This is a genomic window from Nonomuraea sp. ATR24 (genome assembly GCF_041950485.1).
Classification (GTDB): Bacteria; Actinomycetota; Actinomycetes; order Streptosporangiales; family Streptosporangiaceae; genus Nonomuraea; species Nonomuraea ceibae.
This window is the reverse complement of sequence record NZ_JBGNUU010000006.1, coordinates 370,068-388,360: the sequence shown is the minus strand read 5'-3', so window position 1 is coordinate 388,360 and position 18,293 is coordinate 370,068. Positions and strand designations below refer to the sequence as shown.

Below are 18,293 nucleotides of genomic sequence, written 5' to 3'. Positions count from 1 at the left end.
CCGCCACACCGCAACCCTCGACCGGTTGAACAAGGCATCGCGCAAGGACGGGCCAGCCGCGATGCCGCGTAACACCGTGACGGTGGTGGCATCCTCGTCCGGCACGTCGTTCAATGATCGAGCGTGGCGAGTGCACGCCGTGCGACATCGGGCGGGGCTGCCGCGATGACCCTGTCGAGTGCGCCCAGGGACGTCTGCAGGTCTGTGATCGACTGTGTGATCCTTTCCCGCTCCCGGTGAAGATCGGCGAGAAGGTCGGAGCACGTGGGGATCAGCCGGTCGCCGTCGTCGCGTAGGCAAGGGAGGATCGTGGCGATGGCGGAGGTGTTCAAACCGGCGGCCAGGAGGCTACGGATGCGACGGACGGTGTCGATGTCTTCGTCGCTGTATTCCCGGTAGCCGCTGGGGCGCCGCGCGGGGTGGAGCAGGCCCTGTTCTTCGTAGTAGCGCAGCAGGCGCTCGTGAACGCCGGTCCGTCGTGACAGGTCACCGATGCGCATGGCGCCTCCTTCGTGTGCCGCGGGAAATCGTCGCACGACTTGACTCTCACATCCATGTGAGACTCTAGCGTCCTCGCCATGAGAAAGACATTCGCGACACTCGCTGCCCTGTGCGTGAGCGTCTTCGTCGTCGGAACGTCGGAATACCTGATCGCCGGGCTGCTACCTCAGGTGGGAGCGGACCTGCGCATATCCGTAGGCATGGCAGGTCAAGCCGTCACCGTCTACGCGCTGGGTGTCGTGGTCGGTGGGCCCCTTGTGGCCGCGCTGACTGCCAAGATGCCCCGTAAAGGACTGGCGCTCGGTCTGATGCTGCTGTTCGCGGCGGGCAGCGCAATCAGCGCTCTGGCCCCCTCCTACGAACTGCTGCTGGCAGGACGCCTGGTCTCTTCCTTCAGCCACGCCGCCTTCCTCGCCCTGGCCCTGGTGATGGCGACCAGCGTGGTGCCGCCGGACAAGACGGGGACGGCGATCGCCACGGTCGCCTCCGGCTTCACCGTGGCGACCCTGCTCGGTGTGCCTTTGGGCGCGCTGCTGGGTGAGAGCGCCGGATGGCGCACCCCGTTCGCCGTCCTGACCGCCCTGTCGCTGGCGGGCGTCGTGCTGCTCGCAGCCGTCCTGCCCAAGCAGCCGGCCCCGGCTACGCGGCTGCGAGACGAGGTCCGCGTGGTGACCCGCCGGCCAGTCCTGCTGGCCATCGCCACCACCGCGGTCGGATTCTCCGGCGTCGCTACGGTGTTCACCTACATCGCCCCGCTGATGACGCGCGTGTCTGGATTCTCTTCCACAGCGGTCTCTGGGCTGCTGCTCGCCTACGGAGCGGGCAGCTTCGTCGGCAACCTCCTTGCCGGCCGGCTCACCGACAAGTCCATGAGCGCCACCGTGCGCGGCGTCTTCGGCGGGCTGGCCGGTGTGCTCGTGCTCATTCCGTTCGCCGCCGTCTGGCAACCTTCCGCAGTGGCGGCGGTCTTGGTGCTCGGTCTGCTCTCCACCGCCACAATCGCGCCGCTGCAGGGGCTGATCCTGCGCCACGCCGGCGATGCCCCCACGCTGGCCGTCGCCGCCAACGTGGGCGCCTTCAACCTCGGCGCGGCCGCCGGTTCGGCCCTGGGCGGCGTCATCGTCTCGGCAGGCGCCTTGCGCTGGACCGGTCTGGTCGGTGCGGTGCTGAGTCTGGCGGGCCTGGCCCTGACTTACCTCGTCCTGCCCCGAACTCGCGCGACAACGCAGGCGGCCGAAAACGACGTCCCAGCCACCATCTGACTCGCCACCGGCCGCGGCCGCGGCGGTCGCCGCAAGCTGGGGCGATCGCCGGGCCAGGCTGCTGAGCGCGCCGTACGGTCGAGGCGTAGCCCCCCCCGCCGCTCCCCCAGCTTCCCCGGCGGCCGAGACCCGTCACAACACTTTCTCTTCCGGACCTTTGTCCACCTTCACTTGCGGCAGCGCGTCCACGGTCGGGGCCCCTGAGCACTGCGCTGGCCCGTCACGTCCGACCTTCTGCCATCCAATACTCCGGGCGGTTCGTCGTACTGCTGCCGCCTGCACGCCGCGCGTGGAGACTTCGTCGGCGAGGTGTCCCGGTCGCGCTCGCTTCAGTGGTTGAGGCGCCGGAGTTGGGCTTCGTGGATGTCGCTCACCCACTCCCAGCCGGGCTTGGCCGATGGGCCGACCCGCGGGTCGGCGTGGACTTGGCCGTGCCGCAACGCGAGTACGTACGCCCGATCCCGCTCGATCCGTGCCCGCATCTGGTCGGATCCGCCGACGGAACCGTGGCCTGGGACGATGACGTCGACGTCACCCGCCACGTCCTCCAGCAGTTGCAGCGCGGTGAGGTACTCCTCGATCGCGGTGGCGGGGTCTCCGACGTCGAGCATCGGCACCAGGACATCGGACAGCATGTCGCCGGCGACGAGAACTCCGGGTTCCTCGATGAACAGCGCCGCGTGGCCCGGTGCATGCGCCTGATGCTCGATGATCCGGACCTGGGGGCCATCCCAAGGGATCCGCGCGGTTCCGGCGGGCAGGCCGGTGATGAGGCCGAGCACCTCCAGGGGAACCTGCCCGGCGATCTCCGTCTCGAGCAGGTGAGCGGCGATGCGGGCCTTCGCCTCCGCGTCCGACAGCACTTCTCGCATATGAGCCGCGCAGCGGGCTGTACCGTAGCGGGGCGCGTCGCCGAGCTGGGCGTGCCAGAGCACGTGATCCCAATCAGGATGCGTCGAGAAACCTGCCACAACGGGCTGGCCCGCCTTGCCCAGGTCGTCCGCGATGGCGACCATTTCGTCGCCCGTGATCCCGGGGTCGATGAGCAGCACACCGGCCCGGCCCTGCACCACAACGGTGTTGGTCTGCACGAACTCGCTCTCGTGGACCAGCACACCCTCCGCGACCTGCCTCAGCACGAGCTCGCCTCCTTTGCATACTGGATGGCATGACGATGCATCGTGACGCCCTCGTCGTAAGTGATATGGCCGTCGGCCGCCACCGGCGCGCAACCCATGATGTTTCCTTTCGTCGCTGTGTAGTCCTGCAGGTCAAGCGGTCACTCGGGTGAGCGCTCGAGCGCCCCTCTATCTGGGTCAGCTCCGCTCGGGCGCACGTGGCGGCGGCTTCCTCAACGACAGGCCGCGCTCTGTTGTCAGTGCCGTCCATGCGATCGAGCAGCGCACCGGGACGCCTGTCGCCGTCGAGTTCTAGGCAGGATGCCGCCAGGGGATCACCGGCGCGCGATGGTCGATGGCGAGGCCGTGCGTGGGGCACGGCTGGCGCGGCCGGCGGGGGCACAGCACGAACGCCTCGCTGATCGTCGCGCGATACAGGCGCCACCCGGCCGGGGCGGTGACGTCCTCGAGTGACAGGGCGGAGCCGCCCCGGCCGGGGTCTCCGGGGTAGATCTCGATACCGCGGTCCAGGTCGCGGCCGGTCAGCTCGGCGGCGGTGCCGGACAGGTACACCGCCCGGCCGTGGTAGGCCGGCACCGTCGAGTCGAAGATCACCATGCTCAGCCGGGGACGCGCGGCGAGGTTACGGGAATGCCGCGTGTCGGGGCTGGACACCCAGAAGATCTCGGTGTAGTCGGCGGTCGCGAAGTAGACCGGCGACGTCCACGGAATGCCCTCGGCGTCGGCGGTGCCGAGAATCACGTACAGGTTGGCGTCCATCAGGTCACGGGCGTGGGCGTCCAGATCGATGTCGGTCATGACGCCGCCCTCCGCTGGGTCCGGTGGATCAGGGTCTCCGCGGCGGGTTCGGTGGTATCGCGCCTGTACGCGGGTGGGTGCCGCTGTTGGGCAGCGACGGCGGCCGGTGGATCGAGAGCTCGTCCCTGACGTGATCGGGTGGGCATCGTGACCTCCTTGTTCGACGGTGTGCATCCAGGCTGGTGGGCGGCACGCATCCGGACATCCGTGCTGAGCACTGAGCCGGTACGGATCGGTCACCGACGTACGCCATCCTGATAAGCGTGGACTTGACGAAGATCTCGACCCGGGAGGCCGATGTGCTGGCCGCCGTGGGCCGGCACCTGTCGAACGCGCAGATCGCCGGCCGGCTGCACATCTCGGTCAGGACGGTCGAGAGTCACGTCGCCGCGCTGCTGCGCAAGCTTGACGCGTCCGATCGACAAGCCCTGGCCGCGTTGGCCGAGCAGGCCAGGACCGGGCGGTTCGTCGGCCTGCCGGTCAGCCGGACGACCTTCGTGGGCCGCGTGGCGGAGGTGGCCGCCGTCGGATCGGCGCTGGAGGAGTCCCGGCTGGTGACCGTGGTCGGCCCGGGCGGGGTGGGCAAGACCCGGCTGGCAGCCGCTGTCGCAGAGCGGGCGCAGTCACGGTTTCCCGCCGGTGGCGCCTTCGTCGACCTCGTGCCGGTCCGGACCGCGGCCGTGGCCGGCTCGGTGGTGCAGGCCGTCGCCGACGCGTTGGACGTGACCGTGGGCCCGACGCAGTCCGTCGAGCGGGCGGTGTTCGAGCGGCTGCGCTCGGGCCGGCCGCTGCTGGTGCTGGACAACTGCGAGCACGTGATCGACGAGGTCAGCATGCTGACCGAACAGCTGCTGACCGCTTGCCCGCAGGCCACCGTGCTGGCCACCAGCCGACAGCGACTCGGTGTCACCGGCGAGCGGCTCGTACACGTGCGCCCACTCGCCGGCACCGAGGTCGAGCAGCTGTTCCGGGATCGGGCCAGCGCCGCGGATCCCGGGTTCGCCGCGCGACCGGCAGTCGTGGCCGATGTCTGCGCCCGGCTGGACGGTCTGCCGCTCGCGGTCGAGCTGGCCGCCGCCCGGGTGGCCGCGCTCGGCGCCGACGGGCTGCTGACCGGCCTCGGCGATCAGCTGCGGCTGCTGGCCGGTGGCAGAGGGGCACACGTCCGCCATCACTCGCTGCGCGAGCTGATCGGGTGGAGCTACGACCTGCTCGACGCCGACGAGCGAACCTTGTTCCGCCGGCTGTCGGCCTTCGTCGGGGTGTTCGACCTGGCCGCCGCGGCGGCGCTGAGTCCGCAGGCGACCCCGGCGGAGGTGGCCGACCTGCTGGGCCGGCTGGTCGATCAGAACCTGGTCGTGCGCACCGGCCCCGGATGGCGGCTGCTCGACACGATCCGCGCGTTCGGCCTCTCGCAGGCGAGCGCCGTGGGAGAGCAGGACGCGATTCGCGAGCGGTACCTGCTCTGGGCGTTCGCGACCGCCGCCGAGGTGGAGACCCGGCTCGACGCCGATTGGCGATCGGCGTTCGACGTTGTCGCCGATGACCTCCGGGCGGCGGCCATCGCGGTCGGATCGGACCCCGCGGCCCACGGCTTCCTGCGCACGCTCGCCCACCTGACCTTCGCCGCGGGCCGGTTCGTCGAAGCGCGAACGCTCTATCAAGCCGCAGCCCGGTGCGCTGCCGGCATCGAACAGGGCCAGGATCTGCGAGCCGGCGCCTACGCCGCGCTGGCCGTCGCCAACAACCGCACCGCCACCGAACTCATGCGGCAGGCCGTCGAGGCCGCGGACACCGCCGACCTGCGTGCCGAGGCCGTGGTGGTCGGCGTGCGCTACAACTTCGGGCCGATCGAGTCTGCGACCGATGACCAGGCACGCTTGCTGGCCGAGGCGAGGAAGACAGCCGACGCGAACCCGAGCGATCAGCGGCTGGCCGCGCTGGTCGCCATAGCGACGGCCTGGCACGAGGGTCACGGCTGGATGCCCGACCTGGGCCGGGCCCGCGAGGCCGTGGAACTCGCCCGTGCGGCCGGCGATCGGCTGGTGCTACTCGCGGCGATGGACGCCCTCTGCAATGCCCTCGACCGCGCGGGGGCCACCCGGGAAGCCCACCGGCTGGCCGGCGAACGACTGCGCATCGCGGCCACCCTGCCGCGCCACGACCCGGCCGCTGCCGCCGAGATCGTTGACGCGTTCCACGTCGCGCCGAGGGCCGCGCTGGGCGCAGGCGACCTACCCGCCGCGCTGGCGCTGGCCCGGCAGGCCCACGCCGACGATCCGATCGGCGGGCATCCGTACCTGCAGGCCCCGCGACTCGTGCGCGTGCTGGCCCTCACCGGCGACTTCGACGAGGCGATCAGCCGAGCCGAGACGTTGTGGGTGGCGTGGTGGCGCGACGGTAGCCCGTCGATGCCGTGGATGAACTCGGCGCTCGCCCTCGCCGGGATGATCCAGGGCTTGCGCGGCAACCCGGCGAGCCAGCAGCAATGGCGTGAACGGGCGCTGACGGTGGCGGCCGGCTCGCCCGTCGTAGCGGCCTGCCGGGCGTTCGCCGACACCCGGGTCGCCCTCCACTGCGGACAGTATGACGATGCGGCCGACCAGGTCGAACGGGCCTTTGCGCCGTTCTCCGATCAGCGGTGGGTCGGCTACGCGCGCGTCGTCGGGGCCGAGCTTGCCGTCATGGCCGGCCTTCCCGACGCCGGCGACCGGATCCTTGCCGCCGAGCCGTACGCGGGCGAGAGCGACTGGGCGGCCGCGTGCCTTGCCCGGGTGCGCGGCCGGCTCGGCGACCACGCCGCCTTGGCGGACGCTGCGGAGCGGTGGTACCGGCTCGGTGCGCGCTTCGAGCGGGCAGCCACGCTGGCGCTGCTGCCCGACCGGGCCGATGAGGGGCACGGCTGATCGGCGGTGACCCGCCGAACCTGGCCACTTGGAGAAGCCGTTGCAGGACTCGGCCTTGTTGGTCGTCGCGGGTACACGCGCCCGCAGCGCCGGATCGGCCAGGTACCGGAGCAGGGCGGCGGTCCGTACGCTGCGGCCGACACTCCGGTGCGCCGCCCCACAGCGTGATCCTGCCGACGCCGGCGTACAGGCACGCACGGTCGGGGTGGGCAGGGTGTCAAGGAAGGCGTCACGGCGGGCACGGCGTCCTCCCCCGCAGATGATAGGGCGTTGTCCGCGCTTGAGGGTGCGTCACGGGTCCGTGGCCTGCCGGGCGCGGCGAGCCCGGAGTTTGTGGCGGTTGCCGCAGCGCTCCATCGCGCACCATCGCCGGGCGCCGGGGCGGGACGTGTCGACGAACACCAGCGGGCAGTTGTCGCTCGCGCACTCGCGGATGCGCCCGGAGAGTGGCCCGGACAACAGCTCGATCATCTCCCGGGCCAGTGTCGACAGCGCTTGCGCGGCCCGTACCGGCGGCGCCCATCCCGCGGTCGTGCCGTCGGCGGCCAGCTCGGGGACCAGTGGTGCCGCGGCTGCGGCCCGGTTGATGGTCTCGATCGCTTCGGCGGGGAGGGGCCGATGCGCCGCCCGGGCGTGCGCCGCGTCCCAGATGGCCTGGCGCAGGGCCTTGGCCGCGGTCAGTTCGTGGACCGTCAGGGGGGCCGTCATGACCGCGGCGATCGACGGGTGGGCCAGCCATTCGGCCAGGTCGGCAGGCTCGTGGAGGGATTCGAACACCGCGTACGGACCCTCGCCGCCGGTGTGGGCGAAGTCCAGGCAGACGGCGCCGGCATCGAACCAGAACGACCCTCCCTTGGGGTCGTGCAACGTTCGCCCGGTTGCACTCGCTCGCATGACACCACTATAACTGGTGTCGACAGCGACACCAGTATAACTGGTGTCCTCAACGGAGGAGGTCCACACATGGGCGTACGACACATCAACCCCGCCGGGATGCACAGCAGCCCGGCTTTCAGCCAGGCGGTCGTGGTCGAGCAGCCGGCGAAGACGATCTACATCGGCGGGCAGAACGGCGTCGGCGCCGACGGGAAAGTCGTCGGGCCCACGGTCGGGGAGCAGTCCAGGCAGGCGTTCCGCAACCTCACGACCATTTTGGAGAGCGAGGGGGCAAGCCTGGCGAACATCGTGCACTGGCGCATCGCCGTGGTGGAAGGCAACACGTTCGACGAGGGCGTGGCCGCCTTCCAGGAGGTGTGGAACCGGGCCGACCCGCCGCCGGCCATCACCGTCCACGTCGTTGCCGGCCTGGGTCCCGGGTTCCTCGTCGAGATCGACGCCGTCGCCGTCGTGTAGCGCCCTCGGGGGCAGGACAATCCACCGGTCGTCGAATGGCCCGGTTCTGACGCTGAGGCGATCTAACGGCGACGACCAGGTGGAGATCACCCGTCAACGTGCCCGCTGCGAGCCCAGAGGTGGCAGATGCCGTGGGGGCGGCCTGCCCCGCCCCCATCCGCTTGGTACGGGCCGCGGGCCCGGCCACCGCCGCAACACTCACGAAACCACTGCCCGCTGAGCCTTGATCCGCACTCAAGCCGGCGAGCCAGCGACTATCCCGATACTGACGGGTTCAGGACAGGTTCCGAGCATGACGAACGTAGCTGATGCACCCCCTGCCGGGCGAGGCTCCACTAAATCGCCCGCCCCCGCCTGGTCGATCGTCGGCCTGGTCTGCCTGGCGCAGTTCATGATGGTTCTCGACGTGTCGATCGTGAACGTCGCGCTGCCCGCCATGGAATCCGACCTCCGCCTGGGTGCCGAGGGATTGCAATGGGTGGTCAACGGCTACATCCTCACCTTCGCCGGGTTCCTGCTGCTGGGAGGCCGGGCGGCCGATCTCTACGGACGCAGGCGTACCTTCGTCGCGGGCCTGGCTGTATTCGCGATTGCCAGCCTGGCGGGCGGGCTCGCCACCACGCCGTGGCTGCTGATCGCCGCGCGGGCGATCCAGGGGCTCGGCGCGGCGGTGGTCGCCCCGGCCACGCTGACGATCCTCACCACCGCGATCCCCGCCGGGCCGGCGCGGGCCAAGGCCATCGCCACCTGGGGTGCGGTCGGGGCGGCCGGCGGGGCGGCCGGGTCGCTCGTCGGCGGACTGCTCACGGACTACCTGTCGTGGCGCTGGATCCTGCTGATCAACGCACCGATCGGAACGGTGGCGATCATCGCCGCGCTCCGCCTGCTTGCCGAAAGCCGCGACCTCGGCACCCGCGGGCTCGACCTGACCGGGGCGATCACGGTGACGGTGGGGCTGTCGGCGCTGGAGTTCGGCGTGCTGCAAACCCCCGCGTACGGCTGGGGTGCGGCGCGCGCACTGATCCCCATGGGGGTGGGCGTGCTGGCCCTGGCCGTGTTCGTCCTGGTGCAGGCCAGGTTCGCGCGGGCGCCGCTGATGCCGTTACGGGTCTTCAGGGCCCGCTCAGTGTCCGGCGCGCTCCTCGTACAGTTTCTGCTGGGCGCTGCGGGCTTCGCGGTCTGGTACTTCCTGTCTCTCTACATGCAGCAGGTCCTGTACTACAGCGCGCTTCAGGCGGGCCTGGCGTTCCTGCCGCACACCCTCGCCATCATCGTCGCCTCCAAGGCCACGCCGTGGCTGGCCGGCCGGGTCGGCCTGCGTCCGCTGCTGGCCACAGGCGCGCTGATCTCGGCGGCGGGTTTCGCCTGGCAGGCGACGATCACGCCGGACAGTGGCCTGCTCACCGGCATCGTGCTGCCGGGCGTGCTCATCACCGGCGGAATGGGCCTCACTTCCGCGCCGATCGCCATGGCCGCCACAGCGGGGATCGGCCCCGGCGAGGCGGGACTGGTCTCCGGCGTCCTCAACTCCTCCCGCCAGATCGGCGGCTCGCTCGGCCTGGCCGCGCTGACCACCCTGGCCGCTTCCCACGCCAGCGCGCAGACCTCCGGATACTCCCTCGCGTTCGGAGCCTGCGCCGGCGTCGTGGCCGCCGGGGCGGTGGCGGTGCTCGTACTTCCGAAGACCCCGAAGAGACGTGACCTGACGCGCGCGGTCGTCATCGACGAAGTGAAGGCGGCATAGCCGCGATCTTGCCAGCCAGCTGGTAAGGCGGCAGGTTCCTGGGAGCTCTCTGCTGGAGAACTCCGTGATCCTCCGCGGACAGACCCGGTCCGCCATTCCTGGCCGAGCGGGTGACATGGACGTGGCAAGCGCTGACGAGCGGCGTACGACGGAGCGGGTGCGCACCCTGCTCGGGCTGCTGCAGCAGCGCCAGATCTGGACCGGCCCAAGCTCGCCGACCGGCTCGAAGTCACGCCGCGCACAGTACGTCGCGACGTCAGTGCGTCAGGCCAGAGCGAGGTTGTGGAGTGAGCGGGCCTTGAAGAAGGCCTGCGGCGAAGCCGGAACGGCATGGCCGGGTGCTCGGCCATCATCTGTGAGAGCGCATCGCCCCCCGACCGGTGACCGAAGAGCAACCACCGAGCAACCGGCGGGCGAATTACGCGACCTTGAACATTGGCCCGCCGCTGGCAATGGGCCAGTCCGCCCACTTGCGGTTCCCGGTCTTCGCCGTCCGGAACCCGGCTGCCACGAGGTAGCGCAGGCTGTACCGCACACCGGCAGCCGGTGGGATCGACCGCGCTACGGCCCGCGCGGCATGCTCCCCGGCAGGGTGACGGCCGCGCCACCCCGGTCCCGTCAACGGCTCGACAGGTGCCGAATGTCTTGACCAGTCCCTCGGCCCGTACGGCGCTCACCACCGTCTCGGCACCTGGCCTCTGAAATCGCAAGTGATTCGACCCGAAGGAGACCTCGTGTCCCTCCCCCCGCCACTCCGGCGATCGATCCTCACCCGGACGCTCGTCGCCCTGGTCGCCGGGTTCAGCTTGTTACTCCCCCAGAGCCCCGCAAGTGCCGCCCCCGAACCAGCAAAGATCGACAAAGCAGTCCTGGCCGATTTGAAGGACGGCGAAGCCACCTTCATGGTCCGCCTCAACGGCGAGGCCGACCTGCGAGCCGCCCGCGCCGCCACCCCCAAGGCCGCCAAGGGCAAGGCTGTCTACGACGCCAAGACCGCGTACGCGAAGAGAACACAGGCGAGACTGCGCAAGCTACTGACAGACCGGAAAGCGAAGTACACCCCGTTCTGGATCGTGAACAGGGTGCAAGTGACCGCCGACACCAAGCTCGCCGCCGAGATCGCGGCGCTCCCCGAGGTCGCCTCCGTCAACCCGGTCGGCCGCGCCAAGCTGCCGAAGCCGGTCCCCGGCAAGGCCGAAGCCAAGGCCAACGCCGTCGAGTGGAACATCGACCGGATCAACGCCCCCCGTGTCTGGAACGAAGACAACAACCGGGGCGAAGGCATCGTCGTCGGAATCATCGACAGCGGAGCGGACTTCGAGCATCCGGAGATCGCCGAAAGCTACCGTGGACTGCGGCCCGATGGCTATGTGGACCACAACTACAACTGGGGCACGTTCCTGGAGGGGTGCTTCTCCCCGGCTCCATGTGACAGCGACGAGGTCAGCCACGGTACCCACGTGACCGGGACCATCGCCGGCAAGAACGGCATCGGGGTCGCTCCCGGGGTCAAGTGGATCGCCGCCAGGGCCTGCGACGGGAGTCACTGCGACGAGAGCGCGCTCTGGGCGGCCGGCGAGTGGATGGTCGCACCGACCGATCTGAACGGCCAGAACCCGCGCACCGATCTATCCCCTGACATCGTCAATTCGTCCTGGACGATCGGAACGAACGACCCGGCGTTCGAAAGTCTCATCAACACATGGGTCACCGCCGGCATCTTCCCGATGTTCGCCAACGGCAACGCCGGCCCGAACTGTGGAACCAGTCAAAGCCCTGGAGAATACGTTCAGAGCTACAGCGTGGGTGCGTTCGGCGCGGATGGCACGGCCCCCGGGTCCTCCTCCAGAGGCGCCGGCGAGAACGGTGAGATCAAGCCGAACATCTCCGCTCCCGGCGTCGACATCCGCTCGTCGATCACCAAGGGCCGATACGCCGTCTGGAGCGGCACTTCGATGGCCTCTCCGCAGGTGGCGGGGGCTGTGGCGCTGATCTGGTCGGCCGCGCCTTCGCTGCGGCGAAACGTGGCCGCCACCCGGGCGCTGCTGGACGGCACCGCCATCGACACGCCGGACACGACGTGCGGCGGTACGGCCGCCGACAACAACGTCTACGGCGAGGGCCGTCTCGACGCCTACGCCGCCGTCCAGGCCGCACCCGATGATCCACTCGGCACCCTGAACGGCACCATCACCGCGAACGGCCGGCCCCTGTCCGGAGCCGACGTGACCGTCACCGGGCCGGTCGGCCGCACGGGCGGCACCGGCCAGGACGGCACCTACTCCCTGCTCCGCGTCCCCCCGGGCAGCTACCAGGTGACCGTGTCCAAGTTCGGATACAGCCCGGTCACCACCACCGCCACCGTCGTGGACGGCCAGAGCTCCACGGCCGATGTCACCCTTACCCGCAGACCGGACGCCGTGCTCACCGGGACGATCACCACCGCGGGCGTCCCCGAGCAAGGAGCCACGGTCGTGGCGTTCTCCACCAGGCCGGTGAAGGCCGTGACCGATTCCTCCGGCCGGTATGAGCTCACACTCCCGCACGACACCTACCGGCTGGAGATCACCTCGGCCTCCCGCTGTGTCGCCCCTGTCGCCCAGCAGATCACCGTGACCGGGAACACGACCAGGAACGCCACCCTGGCGAACAGACACGACGACTTCGGCTATACCTGCGCGATCGGCTCCGAACCGTACGTGGCGGGCACCGACCGTCTCCCCCTGGAGGGCAACGTCGAGACCGTGCGCGTGACAGCGCCGTTCCCGGTGCCCTTCTACGGCAAGGCGTATTCCGACATCTGGGTGACGCCCGGCGGCTTCGCCTCCTTCGGGAAAACCGCCGTCGACGCCGGCAACACCCCTCTGCCTTCTCCGTTCAACGTTCTCGCCGTCTTTCCCTACTGGGAGGATCTCGTCGTGGAGCCGGCCGGAGGGGTCTACACCGCCACCGTCGGCACCGCCCCGCACCGGTCGTTCGTCATCGAATGGCGCAACGTCAGGAACAACAGGTCACTGACCGCCCGCGTCTCCTTCTCGGTGCTGCTGGGCGAGAACGGCACGATCAGCTACCGCTACAAGGACATCGACGACAGCCCGCTCGAACGAGGCGCGAGCGCGACCATCGGCATCGAGAACGCCGATGGCACCGATGCGTTGCAGTACTCCCACAACACCCTGTCGATCAAGAACGGTCAGAGCCTGACCTTCACCGCCGCCGACTACGGCGTGGTGCGCGGCACTGTCACCGACGCCAACGACCATCAGCCCATCGCGAACGCGACCGTGGAGTTCCCTGACGTCGCGACCTTCACCACCGGCGCAGATGGCACCTTCACCGGCCAGATCCGCGCCGGTAGCCACAACGCCAAGGTCTACGCGCCGAACTACGGCACCACCTACAGGAACGTGACCGTCACCCACGGCGCGATCACCGCCATGGACATCGAACTCGTCACCGGCAAGATCACCGCCGCACCAGGCGAACTCGACCTGATCGCCCCACCCGGCGGCACCACCACGGCAACGGTCACCCTCACCAACCATGGCGTCCCCACTTCCTTCGAAGCCACCAGCGATTCGGCCTGGCTGACCGTTACCCCCGCCGAGGGCGGACTGGTGAAGAACCAGGCGGCGACCCTCACCGTCACCGCCGCCGGCGGCGAAACCGAACGCACGGGCAAGATCACCATCAGGTCCACCAGCGGCCGGAACCCCGTCATCGAGATCCCCGTGACCATCACCCCATGAGCACCGACCGACCTGTCGGCTGAACATCGGAGCGGCGGAGACCTCGTGTCCCCGCCGCTCCGGCAACCGCTACCTGTCCTTCATCCGCGACCCGCTTACGTGGATCGCCGGGAAGAGCGCTTGCGGCCGGCGGGTCCGTGCGGTCTCACGCCGGGATCTTCGGTAGCGCTTGTCGGCCAGGGTGAGGGGATGTCCCGTCATTCCGGTACAGCAGGCACGCGGATTGGTTGCCGCTCTTGCAGCGCGGCACGGTGTTGCGTCGGCCGGTCGCCTACCAGCTCGTCCACGACCCGCAGGCTCCCCGCCCGATCGCGGGCAGCCCGCGCGCGCTCGCGCTGCTGGAGATGAACGCCGGCGAGGAGTTGTCGGCCACGCCCACCGGCCCGGCGTCGTCTACTAAGGATCTTCACGTCTGGGCCCGAGGGCTGGTCCGGCCTGCGTCCGGCTCGCCCTTAGTCCCAGTCCACCCTCACGCTGATGGCCCAAGGACGTGTCGATCCGCACGTCGCCGCTGACGACCGGGTGCCAGGCACCCGATACGGACCAGAGAAGTTTCTGGTGTCGCCGCCGGTGGCCTTGGCCGAGCACGTCATGAAGACGCGGTAGAGCCCGTCTCCAGATGTGCACGAGGCGCTTCCCTTATCGGGGGCGCCGGGCATGTAGCGATTGATCCCGGCTTTGCAGATGCGGGTCTCCGCGTGCGCCGCGACAGGGGTGATCAGAACGGCTGTGCCTGCGGCGACGGCCATGGCGGCGGCGGCGAATTTCCTCATAGGTGGCCCCTCAGTGGTGAGGACGGATGGATGCCGAGAAGCCAACCAAACTTGGGTATGCCGGCGGTATGTTCACCTGCCGCCCTCTGCCGGCAGGTGCGCTGCCCCTCAGACGCGGGTCCGGTGGCCGGCGGGACGTTAGCGGCTGATAACGCCATCGTTGCGCCGGCACCGTCAGACGGCCCCCTGCTGGCCGCTTCTACCGGGGGAACCCATGACGCTGTACGCCGCCAACGGCACCCAACTGACCAAGACCACCGCCGCCGTCCCGGTCACCGACCCGATCGTCGAGGTCACCGAGGACCCTGATCGAGGGCTTCCGGCCGGAGGGCACCATCTTTCCCCCGCAGGCGCGCAAGCTGTGGAAGACCGTGGGGACGCTGATCCGGCAGTCGGAGTTCGACGCGATGTCCCCGGCTGCGGAGATCAGCACCGTCAGCCCGGCGACCGGCCCGGTCGCCGGCGGCACGACGATCACGATCAAGGGCCGAAACTTCACCCTGACCGCGCCGCCGTGACCGGCATCATCCCGAACACCGCGGCGGCCTACCGCAAGCTTTCCGCCCAGCTGGCCGAGGCGCGCCTGTGCGGCGACTTCCCCGACTTGATCGACGCGGTGCGCGAGACCCCCCGTCGGCCTGCACCGATCCCGGCGAAATCCTCGCCCAGGTCCCCGACTTGTACCGGCGCGACCGGACGGAGAACCAGCCGGTGGCACTGCACCTGGCCGCCGAAAAGGACACGCTGCGGACCCAGATCACCAGCTGGACCTTCGACTGCGGCGATCCGCGCCTGGCGGTGCTGGCCTACGTCGGCGATGACGACGCCAGCGGCGAGGCGATCCTGACCGACTGGCTCGCCCGAACCAGCGGTTGCTGGTTGGCCGTGGAACGGATCGCGCTCACCCGCGAGCACGTGCTCGCGTACGGGCTGCCGGCAGCTCCGGGCAAGGCGAGCGACCCGCGCTGGCACGCGTTCACCGCCCGCCACGCCCTGGACCCGGCCGCGCCCACTCAGTGGGAGGCCGAAGCGCCCGACCTCGCCGCGCTCAGTGGGGATGAGCGGACGCAGCTCGCCGGCCTGCTCCAACCGCTCGCCGCCACGCTGGCCGAAGGCGACGACTAAGGTCCGTGCCCGGTCCCTGCGATGACGCCTCGCAGGTCGGGGATTCGACACGTTCGTACAAGCTCTGACCGCGATCGCGCCGCACCATTGACATGCGCACGCAGAAACTCGAACTCTTCATGGAAAGGCGTGGTCCATGAGAAACGCACTCAAGGCAGTCGGCGCCGGCGCCGCAGCGATGGCCATGGTGGCCATCTCCGTCGCTCCCGCCCATGCTGATTCGGCGTGGGGAGGGGAGTACAAGGGCTGCAGCAACTATGTCGTGTTCGACCGCGAGGGCGAGCGCATGTTCGGGATCGGCATGATGACGTGCAACAAGCCCCAGGCGATCATGCGGCCGGAGATCATTGTCTGGGCCCGCAACAAGATCTACAAAAAAATCAAAGGCTGTACCAAGGCCGGCCGGGGACCCACATACTGCCAGACCGACAAGCTGTATGTGCCCTATGAGCCGGGCTACCGCTACCAGGCGTACAACGCCGGCACCACCAACTTCGACTACGTCTGGCCGACCTGGACCCACGCCCGCGTCTATGTGACCCGGTGACCGTGGCCCCAGATCGTTCGTATGGCTGTGGGCGGCCACAGCCCGGCAGTGGGAAGCCGTCCGTCCGGGCGGCTTCCCGTCTTTTCGTAGAAGCGACTGACAGGTTGCGCGCTCTGCCGCCGTGGCCTGAGTCCTGAGCCGCAGGACGATGGTGTGTCAGTACCAGCGCTGGTAGTCGTTCGGGTTGTTCAGGTCGCATCGCCACAGTCCGACCGGGCTGCCGCTGCCTTGCCAGCGCGAGGAGTACCCGTCCAGGCAGGCGTACCACTGGCTCACCGGAGAGGCCAGAGCGAGACTGGAGCCGTTGCTGTAGAGCCTGAAGGTCTGGCCGCCGGCGGCGCCCTCCTTGCAGTCGTAGACGTTGAACTGCCAGCCGAGCTGGCCGTCGGCGGATTCGGGGTAGTCGAGGCAGCGTCCTGAGGCCTGGTTGACGAGCTCCCATCCGTAGTAGGCGGTGGAGCTGTAGTACCGCCACCGCCACTGCTCGGTGATGCCGCGGTTGCAGATCCAGAAGCCGACCGGCGAGTTGTTCGCCCCATTGCCGCTGGCGAAGTTGTCCAGGCAGTAGGAGTCTCCGTAGGCGCGTACGTGGAAGAAGAACGGATCAGAGTCGTAGACGGTGACTCCGCTCGCCAGTCGCCGCCCGCCGACACCGTCCGCGGCGTTCTTCTTGACCTGCTCGTACGCCTCGACCGCTGAGATGGTGGGAGGCTCCGCGGCCGAGGCGGGAGCCGCCCCGAACCAGACGATGAGTACCGCGATGACGATGGATAAGAAGGACCTCATGCCACGCCTTTCTCTGGGGGGTTTGTCTGACCTCAGAATGCGGCGAGATCACCTGCGTGGCTTGTACGAACGTGTCGATCAAGAGAACGGGCGCCTCTCAGCCCAGGGCTGGTGCGCGGCAAGAAGGGCAGTGGTGTTCTACCGGCGCTACCTGACCGTCGGGTCTGCGGTGCGCTACGTCAGCGTGGAAGACGCCGGGTGCGAATGCCGCTTGCCGACGCCGAGCGTAACCGCGAACGCGTCCTGGCCGCGGCCCGCCGCCTGTACGCCGGCTACGGCCTCGGCGTCTCCATGTCCTGCATCGCCTGCGAGGCCGTGCGTCGGCAAGGCCACCCTGTCGCGCCGCTTCGCCACCCGCGAAGACCTCATCAACGCCGTCTTCGCCGACCGCATGGACGCCTATGCCGCCGTCGGCGCTGGACGACGCGAACGCCGGGGGCTACTGGTCGTCGCTGTCGCGGGTGGCCGTGACGTGCTGGACGGCTACGGTCCGGGCCAGCCATGCGCGGTCGATCCCCGCCGCGGCGGGGTCCTCGTAGCGGGGCTTCTCACCAGCGAGCCGGTGGCGGTCGACGACGTCGTGCTGGAAGGCCTCGTTGTGCGTGAGCAGGTTGTCTTCGAGTGCACGCCCCGGCCCCGGGCTCACCCATTGTCGACGCTGATGTCCCGTGAGACCATCCAGCGATGCGTGTGAATCTGTGGTATCGCCATTTATCCCGCATCCTCCTGGCCCTGGTCACAGCCGCCTTCTCCATCGCATTCCTGGGCCTGGCCACCCCGGCATCCGCCACCGTTCCCGACGGCGACAACTGCTGGTCGGGCGCGCCGGGCAGCCCACCGAGCAAGACCGTCAACGGCAGTGCGGCGGTTCAGTGCGACGGTCCAGCGCGCCGCATCGACGCCGCCCCGGCATCCGCCGACCTTCCCGACGGCCACGTCTGCTGGTGGGTCTCGCCGGGCAGCCCACCGAGCAAGACCGACGCCAAGACCGTCAACTACACCGCGACGGTCCAGTGTGACGGTCCAGTGCGCCGCATCGACCTCACCGTGGAGCTGCTCTACCACGGGCTGATCGGCGGCCCCGGCGTAACCGTGACCGGCCGCACCGACGTCTGGCAGTACACCACTCTGGTCCCCCTGTTCGGCCTCGGCGCCCCCAGCCCGGGCGAGGTGTGCGAGTCCGGCTATTACTCGGGCCGGGCGACCGCCACGGTCCAATACCTGTCGGGGTCTCCGGAGTTCATCACCCGATCGACAGGGTCTGGTCCGGTGTTGTTCGACTGCCCGCCGCCGGATATCCCCACGCCCTCGCCGGCGATGACGGTCGTCAACCCGGGCACCCAGAACACGTACCTCCCGGACCGCGTGTCGCTGCAGATGCAGGCCACCGGCGGGAGCGGGTCCTACACCTGGTCGGCGACCGGTCTGCCGCCCGGGCTGACCATCGACACGACGACTGGCTTGATCAGCGGCACGCCCCGTGTAGGAAGCTACAACGTCACGGTCACGGCCGTCGGCGGCGGCCAGGCAAGCACCACCTTCACCTGGCGCATCCGGCGCGATGCCCCCTGCCCCACCTGCTGATCTTGTGCCCCCACGGAAAATCCGCC

15 protein-coding genes and 1 pseudogene are annotated in these 18,293 nt (G+C 69.5%); 9 read left to right on the top strand and 7 right to left on the bottom strand.

Annotated elements, in window-relative coordinates; translation table 11 throughout:
• Positions 1-110: 110 nt before the first annotated feature.
• Complete coding sequence (locus ACBI99_RS19020; protein WP_219508565.1) at positions 111-500, bottom strand: MerR family transcriptional regulator; 390 nt, start codon at positions 498-500, stop codon at positions 111-113.
• Between the two features lie 78 nt (positions 501-578).
• Between ACBI99_RS19020 and ACBI99_RS19015 the strand changes: the two genes are divergently transcribed.
• The gene (locus ACBI99_RS19015; protein ID WP_375072917.1) at positions 579-1,763 is read left to right on the top strand and encodes an MFS transporter; all 1,185 of its coding nucleotides are present in this window, start codon (positions 579-581) and stop codon (positions 1,761-1,763) included.
• A gap of 329 nt (positions 1,764-2,092) precedes the next feature.
• Here ACBI99_RS19015 and ACBI99_RS19010 read toward each other — a convergent pair whose 3' ends face one another.
• Both ACBI99_RS19010 and ACBI99_RS19005 read right to left on the bottom strand, forming a co-directional pair.
• Positions 2,093-2,902 (bottom strand): MBL fold metallo-hydrolase, encoded by an 810-nt coding sequence (locus ACBI99_RS19010; RefSeq protein ID WP_375072916.1) that lies wholly within the window; start codon positions 2,900-2,902, stop codon positions 2,093-2,095.
• Positions 2,903-3,193: 291 nt separating this feature from the next.
• The gene (locus tag ACBI99_RS19005; protein WP_375072915.1) at positions 3,194-3,700 is read right to left on the bottom strand and encodes a pyridoxamine 5'-phosphate oxidase family protein; all 507 of its coding nucleotides are present in this window, start codon (positions 3,698-3,700) and stop codon (positions 3,194-3,196) included.
• 263 nt (positions 3,701-3,963) lie between these two features.
• Here ACBI99_RS19005 and ACBI99_RS19000 point away from each other — a divergent pair, with 263 nt between their 5' ends.
• The gene (locus ACBI99_RS19000; RefSeq protein ID WP_375072914.1) at positions 3,964-6,606 is read left to right on the top strand and encodes a LuxR C-terminal-related transcriptional regulator; all 2,643 of its coding nucleotides are present in this window, start codon (positions 3,964-3,966) and stop codon (positions 6,604-6,606) included.
• 36 nt (positions 6,607-6,642) lie between these two features.
• On the opposite strand, the pseudogene ACBI99_RS18995 reads toward ACBI99_RS19000, so the two are convergent.
• Together ACBI99_RS18995 and ACBI99_RS18990 are read right to left on the bottom strand one after the other, a co-directional pair.
• Positions 6,643-6,804 (bottom strand): annotated as a pseudogene (locus tag ACBI99_RS18995) (Tn3 family transposase); the annotation flags it as partial.
• Positions 6,805-6,897: 93 nt separating this feature from the next.
• Positions 6,898-7,500, bottom strand: coding sequence for a CGNR zinc finger domain-containing protein (locus ACBI99_RS18990; protein ID WP_375072913.1), 603 nt, complete (start codon positions 7,498-7,500; stop codon positions 6,898-6,900).
• 69 nt (positions 7,501-7,569) lie between these two features.
• Between ACBI99_RS18990 and ACBI99_RS18985 the strand changes: the two genes are divergently transcribed.
• The 6 genes from ACBI99_RS18985 to ACBI99_RS18960 all read left to right on the top strand — a co-directional run bounded on the left by ACBI99_RS18985 (position 7,570) and on the right by ACBI99_RS18960 (position 15,897).
• Positions 7,570-7,959 carry a RidA family protein gene (locus ACBI99_RS18985; RefSeq protein ID WP_219508571.1) on the top strand — a complete coding sequence of 130 codons (390 nt, stop codon included), beginning with the start codon at positions 7,570-7,572 and terminating at the stop codon, positions 7,957-7,959.
• Between the two features lie 292 nt (positions 7,960-8,251).
• The gene (locus ACBI99_RS18980) at positions 8,252-9,703 is read left to right on the top strand and encodes an MFS transporter (protein ID WP_375072912.1); all 1,452 of its coding nucleotides are present in this window, start codon (positions 8,252-8,254) and stop codon (positions 9,701-9,703) included.
• A 734-nt stretch (positions 9,704-10,437) separates the two neighbouring features.
• Complete coding sequence (locus tag ACBI99_RS18975) at positions 10,438-13,452, top strand: S8 family serine peptidase (protein WP_375072911.1); 3,015 nt, start codon at positions 10,438-10,440, stop codon at positions 13,450-13,452.
• 1,144 nt (positions 13,453-14,596) lie between these two features.
• Positions 14,597-14,743 (top strand): IPT/TIG domain-containing protein, encoded by a 147-nt coding sequence (locus ACBI99_RS18970; RefSeq protein ID WP_375072910.1) that lies wholly within the window; start codon positions 14,597-14,599, stop codon positions 14,741-14,743.
• A 193-nt stretch (positions 14,744-14,936) separates the two neighbouring features.
• Entirely contained in the window at positions 14,937-15,350 is a 414-nt protein-coding gene (locus ACBI99_RS18965; protein WP_375072909.1) for a hypothetical protein, read from the top strand.
• A 136-nt stretch (positions 15,351-15,486) separates the two neighbouring features.
• On the top strand, positions 15,487-15,897 hold the full coding sequence (locus ACBI99_RS18960) for a hypothetical protein (protein ID WP_375072908.1): 411 nt from the start codon (positions 15,487-15,489) through the stop codon (positions 15,895-15,897).
• A gap of 156 nt (positions 15,898-16,053) precedes the next feature.
• On the opposite strand, the gene ACBI99_RS18955 is transcribed toward ACBI99_RS18960, so the two are convergent.
• The gene (locus ACBI99_RS18955) at positions 16,054-16,683 is read right to left on the bottom strand and encodes an RICIN domain-containing protein (RefSeq protein WP_375072907.1); all 630 of its coding nucleotides are present in this window, start codon (positions 16,681-16,683) and stop codon (positions 16,054-16,056) included.
• A 439-nt stretch (positions 16,684-17,122) separates the two neighbouring features.
• Positions 17,123-17,329: a hypothetical protein gene (locus ACBI99_RS18950; protein WP_375072906.1), complete on the bottom strand. Its 207-nt coding sequence runs from the start codon at positions 17,327-17,329 to the stop codon at positions 17,123-17,125.
• A gap of 38 nt (positions 17,330-17,367) precedes the next feature.
• Between ACBI99_RS18950 and ACBI99_RS18945 the strand changes: the two genes are divergently transcribed.
• Positions 17,368-18,267: an Ig domain-containing protein gene (locus ACBI99_RS18945; protein WP_375072905.1), complete on the top strand. Its 900-nt coding sequence runs from the start codon at positions 17,368-17,370 to the stop codon at positions 18,265-18,267.
• Positions 18,268-18,293 lie beyond the last annotated feature (26 nt).

Bases quoted from the DNA above. Each gene is read 5' to 3' on its own strand.
- ACBI99_RS19020 (WP_219508565.1), bottom strand. From the start codon at position 500: ATGCGCATCGGTGACCTGTCACGACGGACCGGCGTTCACGAGCGCCTG.
- ACBI99_RS19015 (WP_375072917.1), top strand. From the start codon at position 579: ATGAGAAAGACATTCGCGACACTCGCTGCCCTGTGCGTGAGCGTCTTC.
- ACBI99_RS19005 (WP_375072915.1), bottom strand. From the start codon at position 3,700: ATGACCGACATCGATCTGGACGCCCACGCCCGTGACCTGATGGACGCC.
- ACBI99_RS18990 (WP_375072913.1), bottom strand. From the start codon at position 7,500: ATGCGAGCGAGTGCAACCGGGCGAACGTTGCACGACCCCAAGGGAGGG.
- ACBI99_RS18985 (WP_219508571.1), top strand. From the start codon at position 7,570: ATGGGCGTACGACACATCAACCCCGCCGGGATGCACAGCAGCCCGGCT.
- ACBI99_RS18980 (WP_375072912.1), top strand. From the start codon at position 8,252: ATGACGAACGTAGCTGATGCACCCCCTGCCGGGCGAGGCTCCACTAAA.
- ACBI99_RS18960 (WP_375072908.1), top strand. From the start codon at position 15,487: ATGAGAAACGCACTCAAGGCAGTCGGCGCCGGCGCCGCAGCGATGGCC.
- ACBI99_RS18955 (WP_375072907.1), bottom strand. From the start codon at position 16,683: ATGAGGTCCTTCTTATCCATCGTCATCGCGGTACTCATCGTCTGGTTC.
- ACBI99_RS18945 (WP_375072905.1), top strand. From the start codon at position 17,368: ATGCGTGTGAATCTGTGGTATCGCCATTTATCCCGCATCCTCCTGGCC.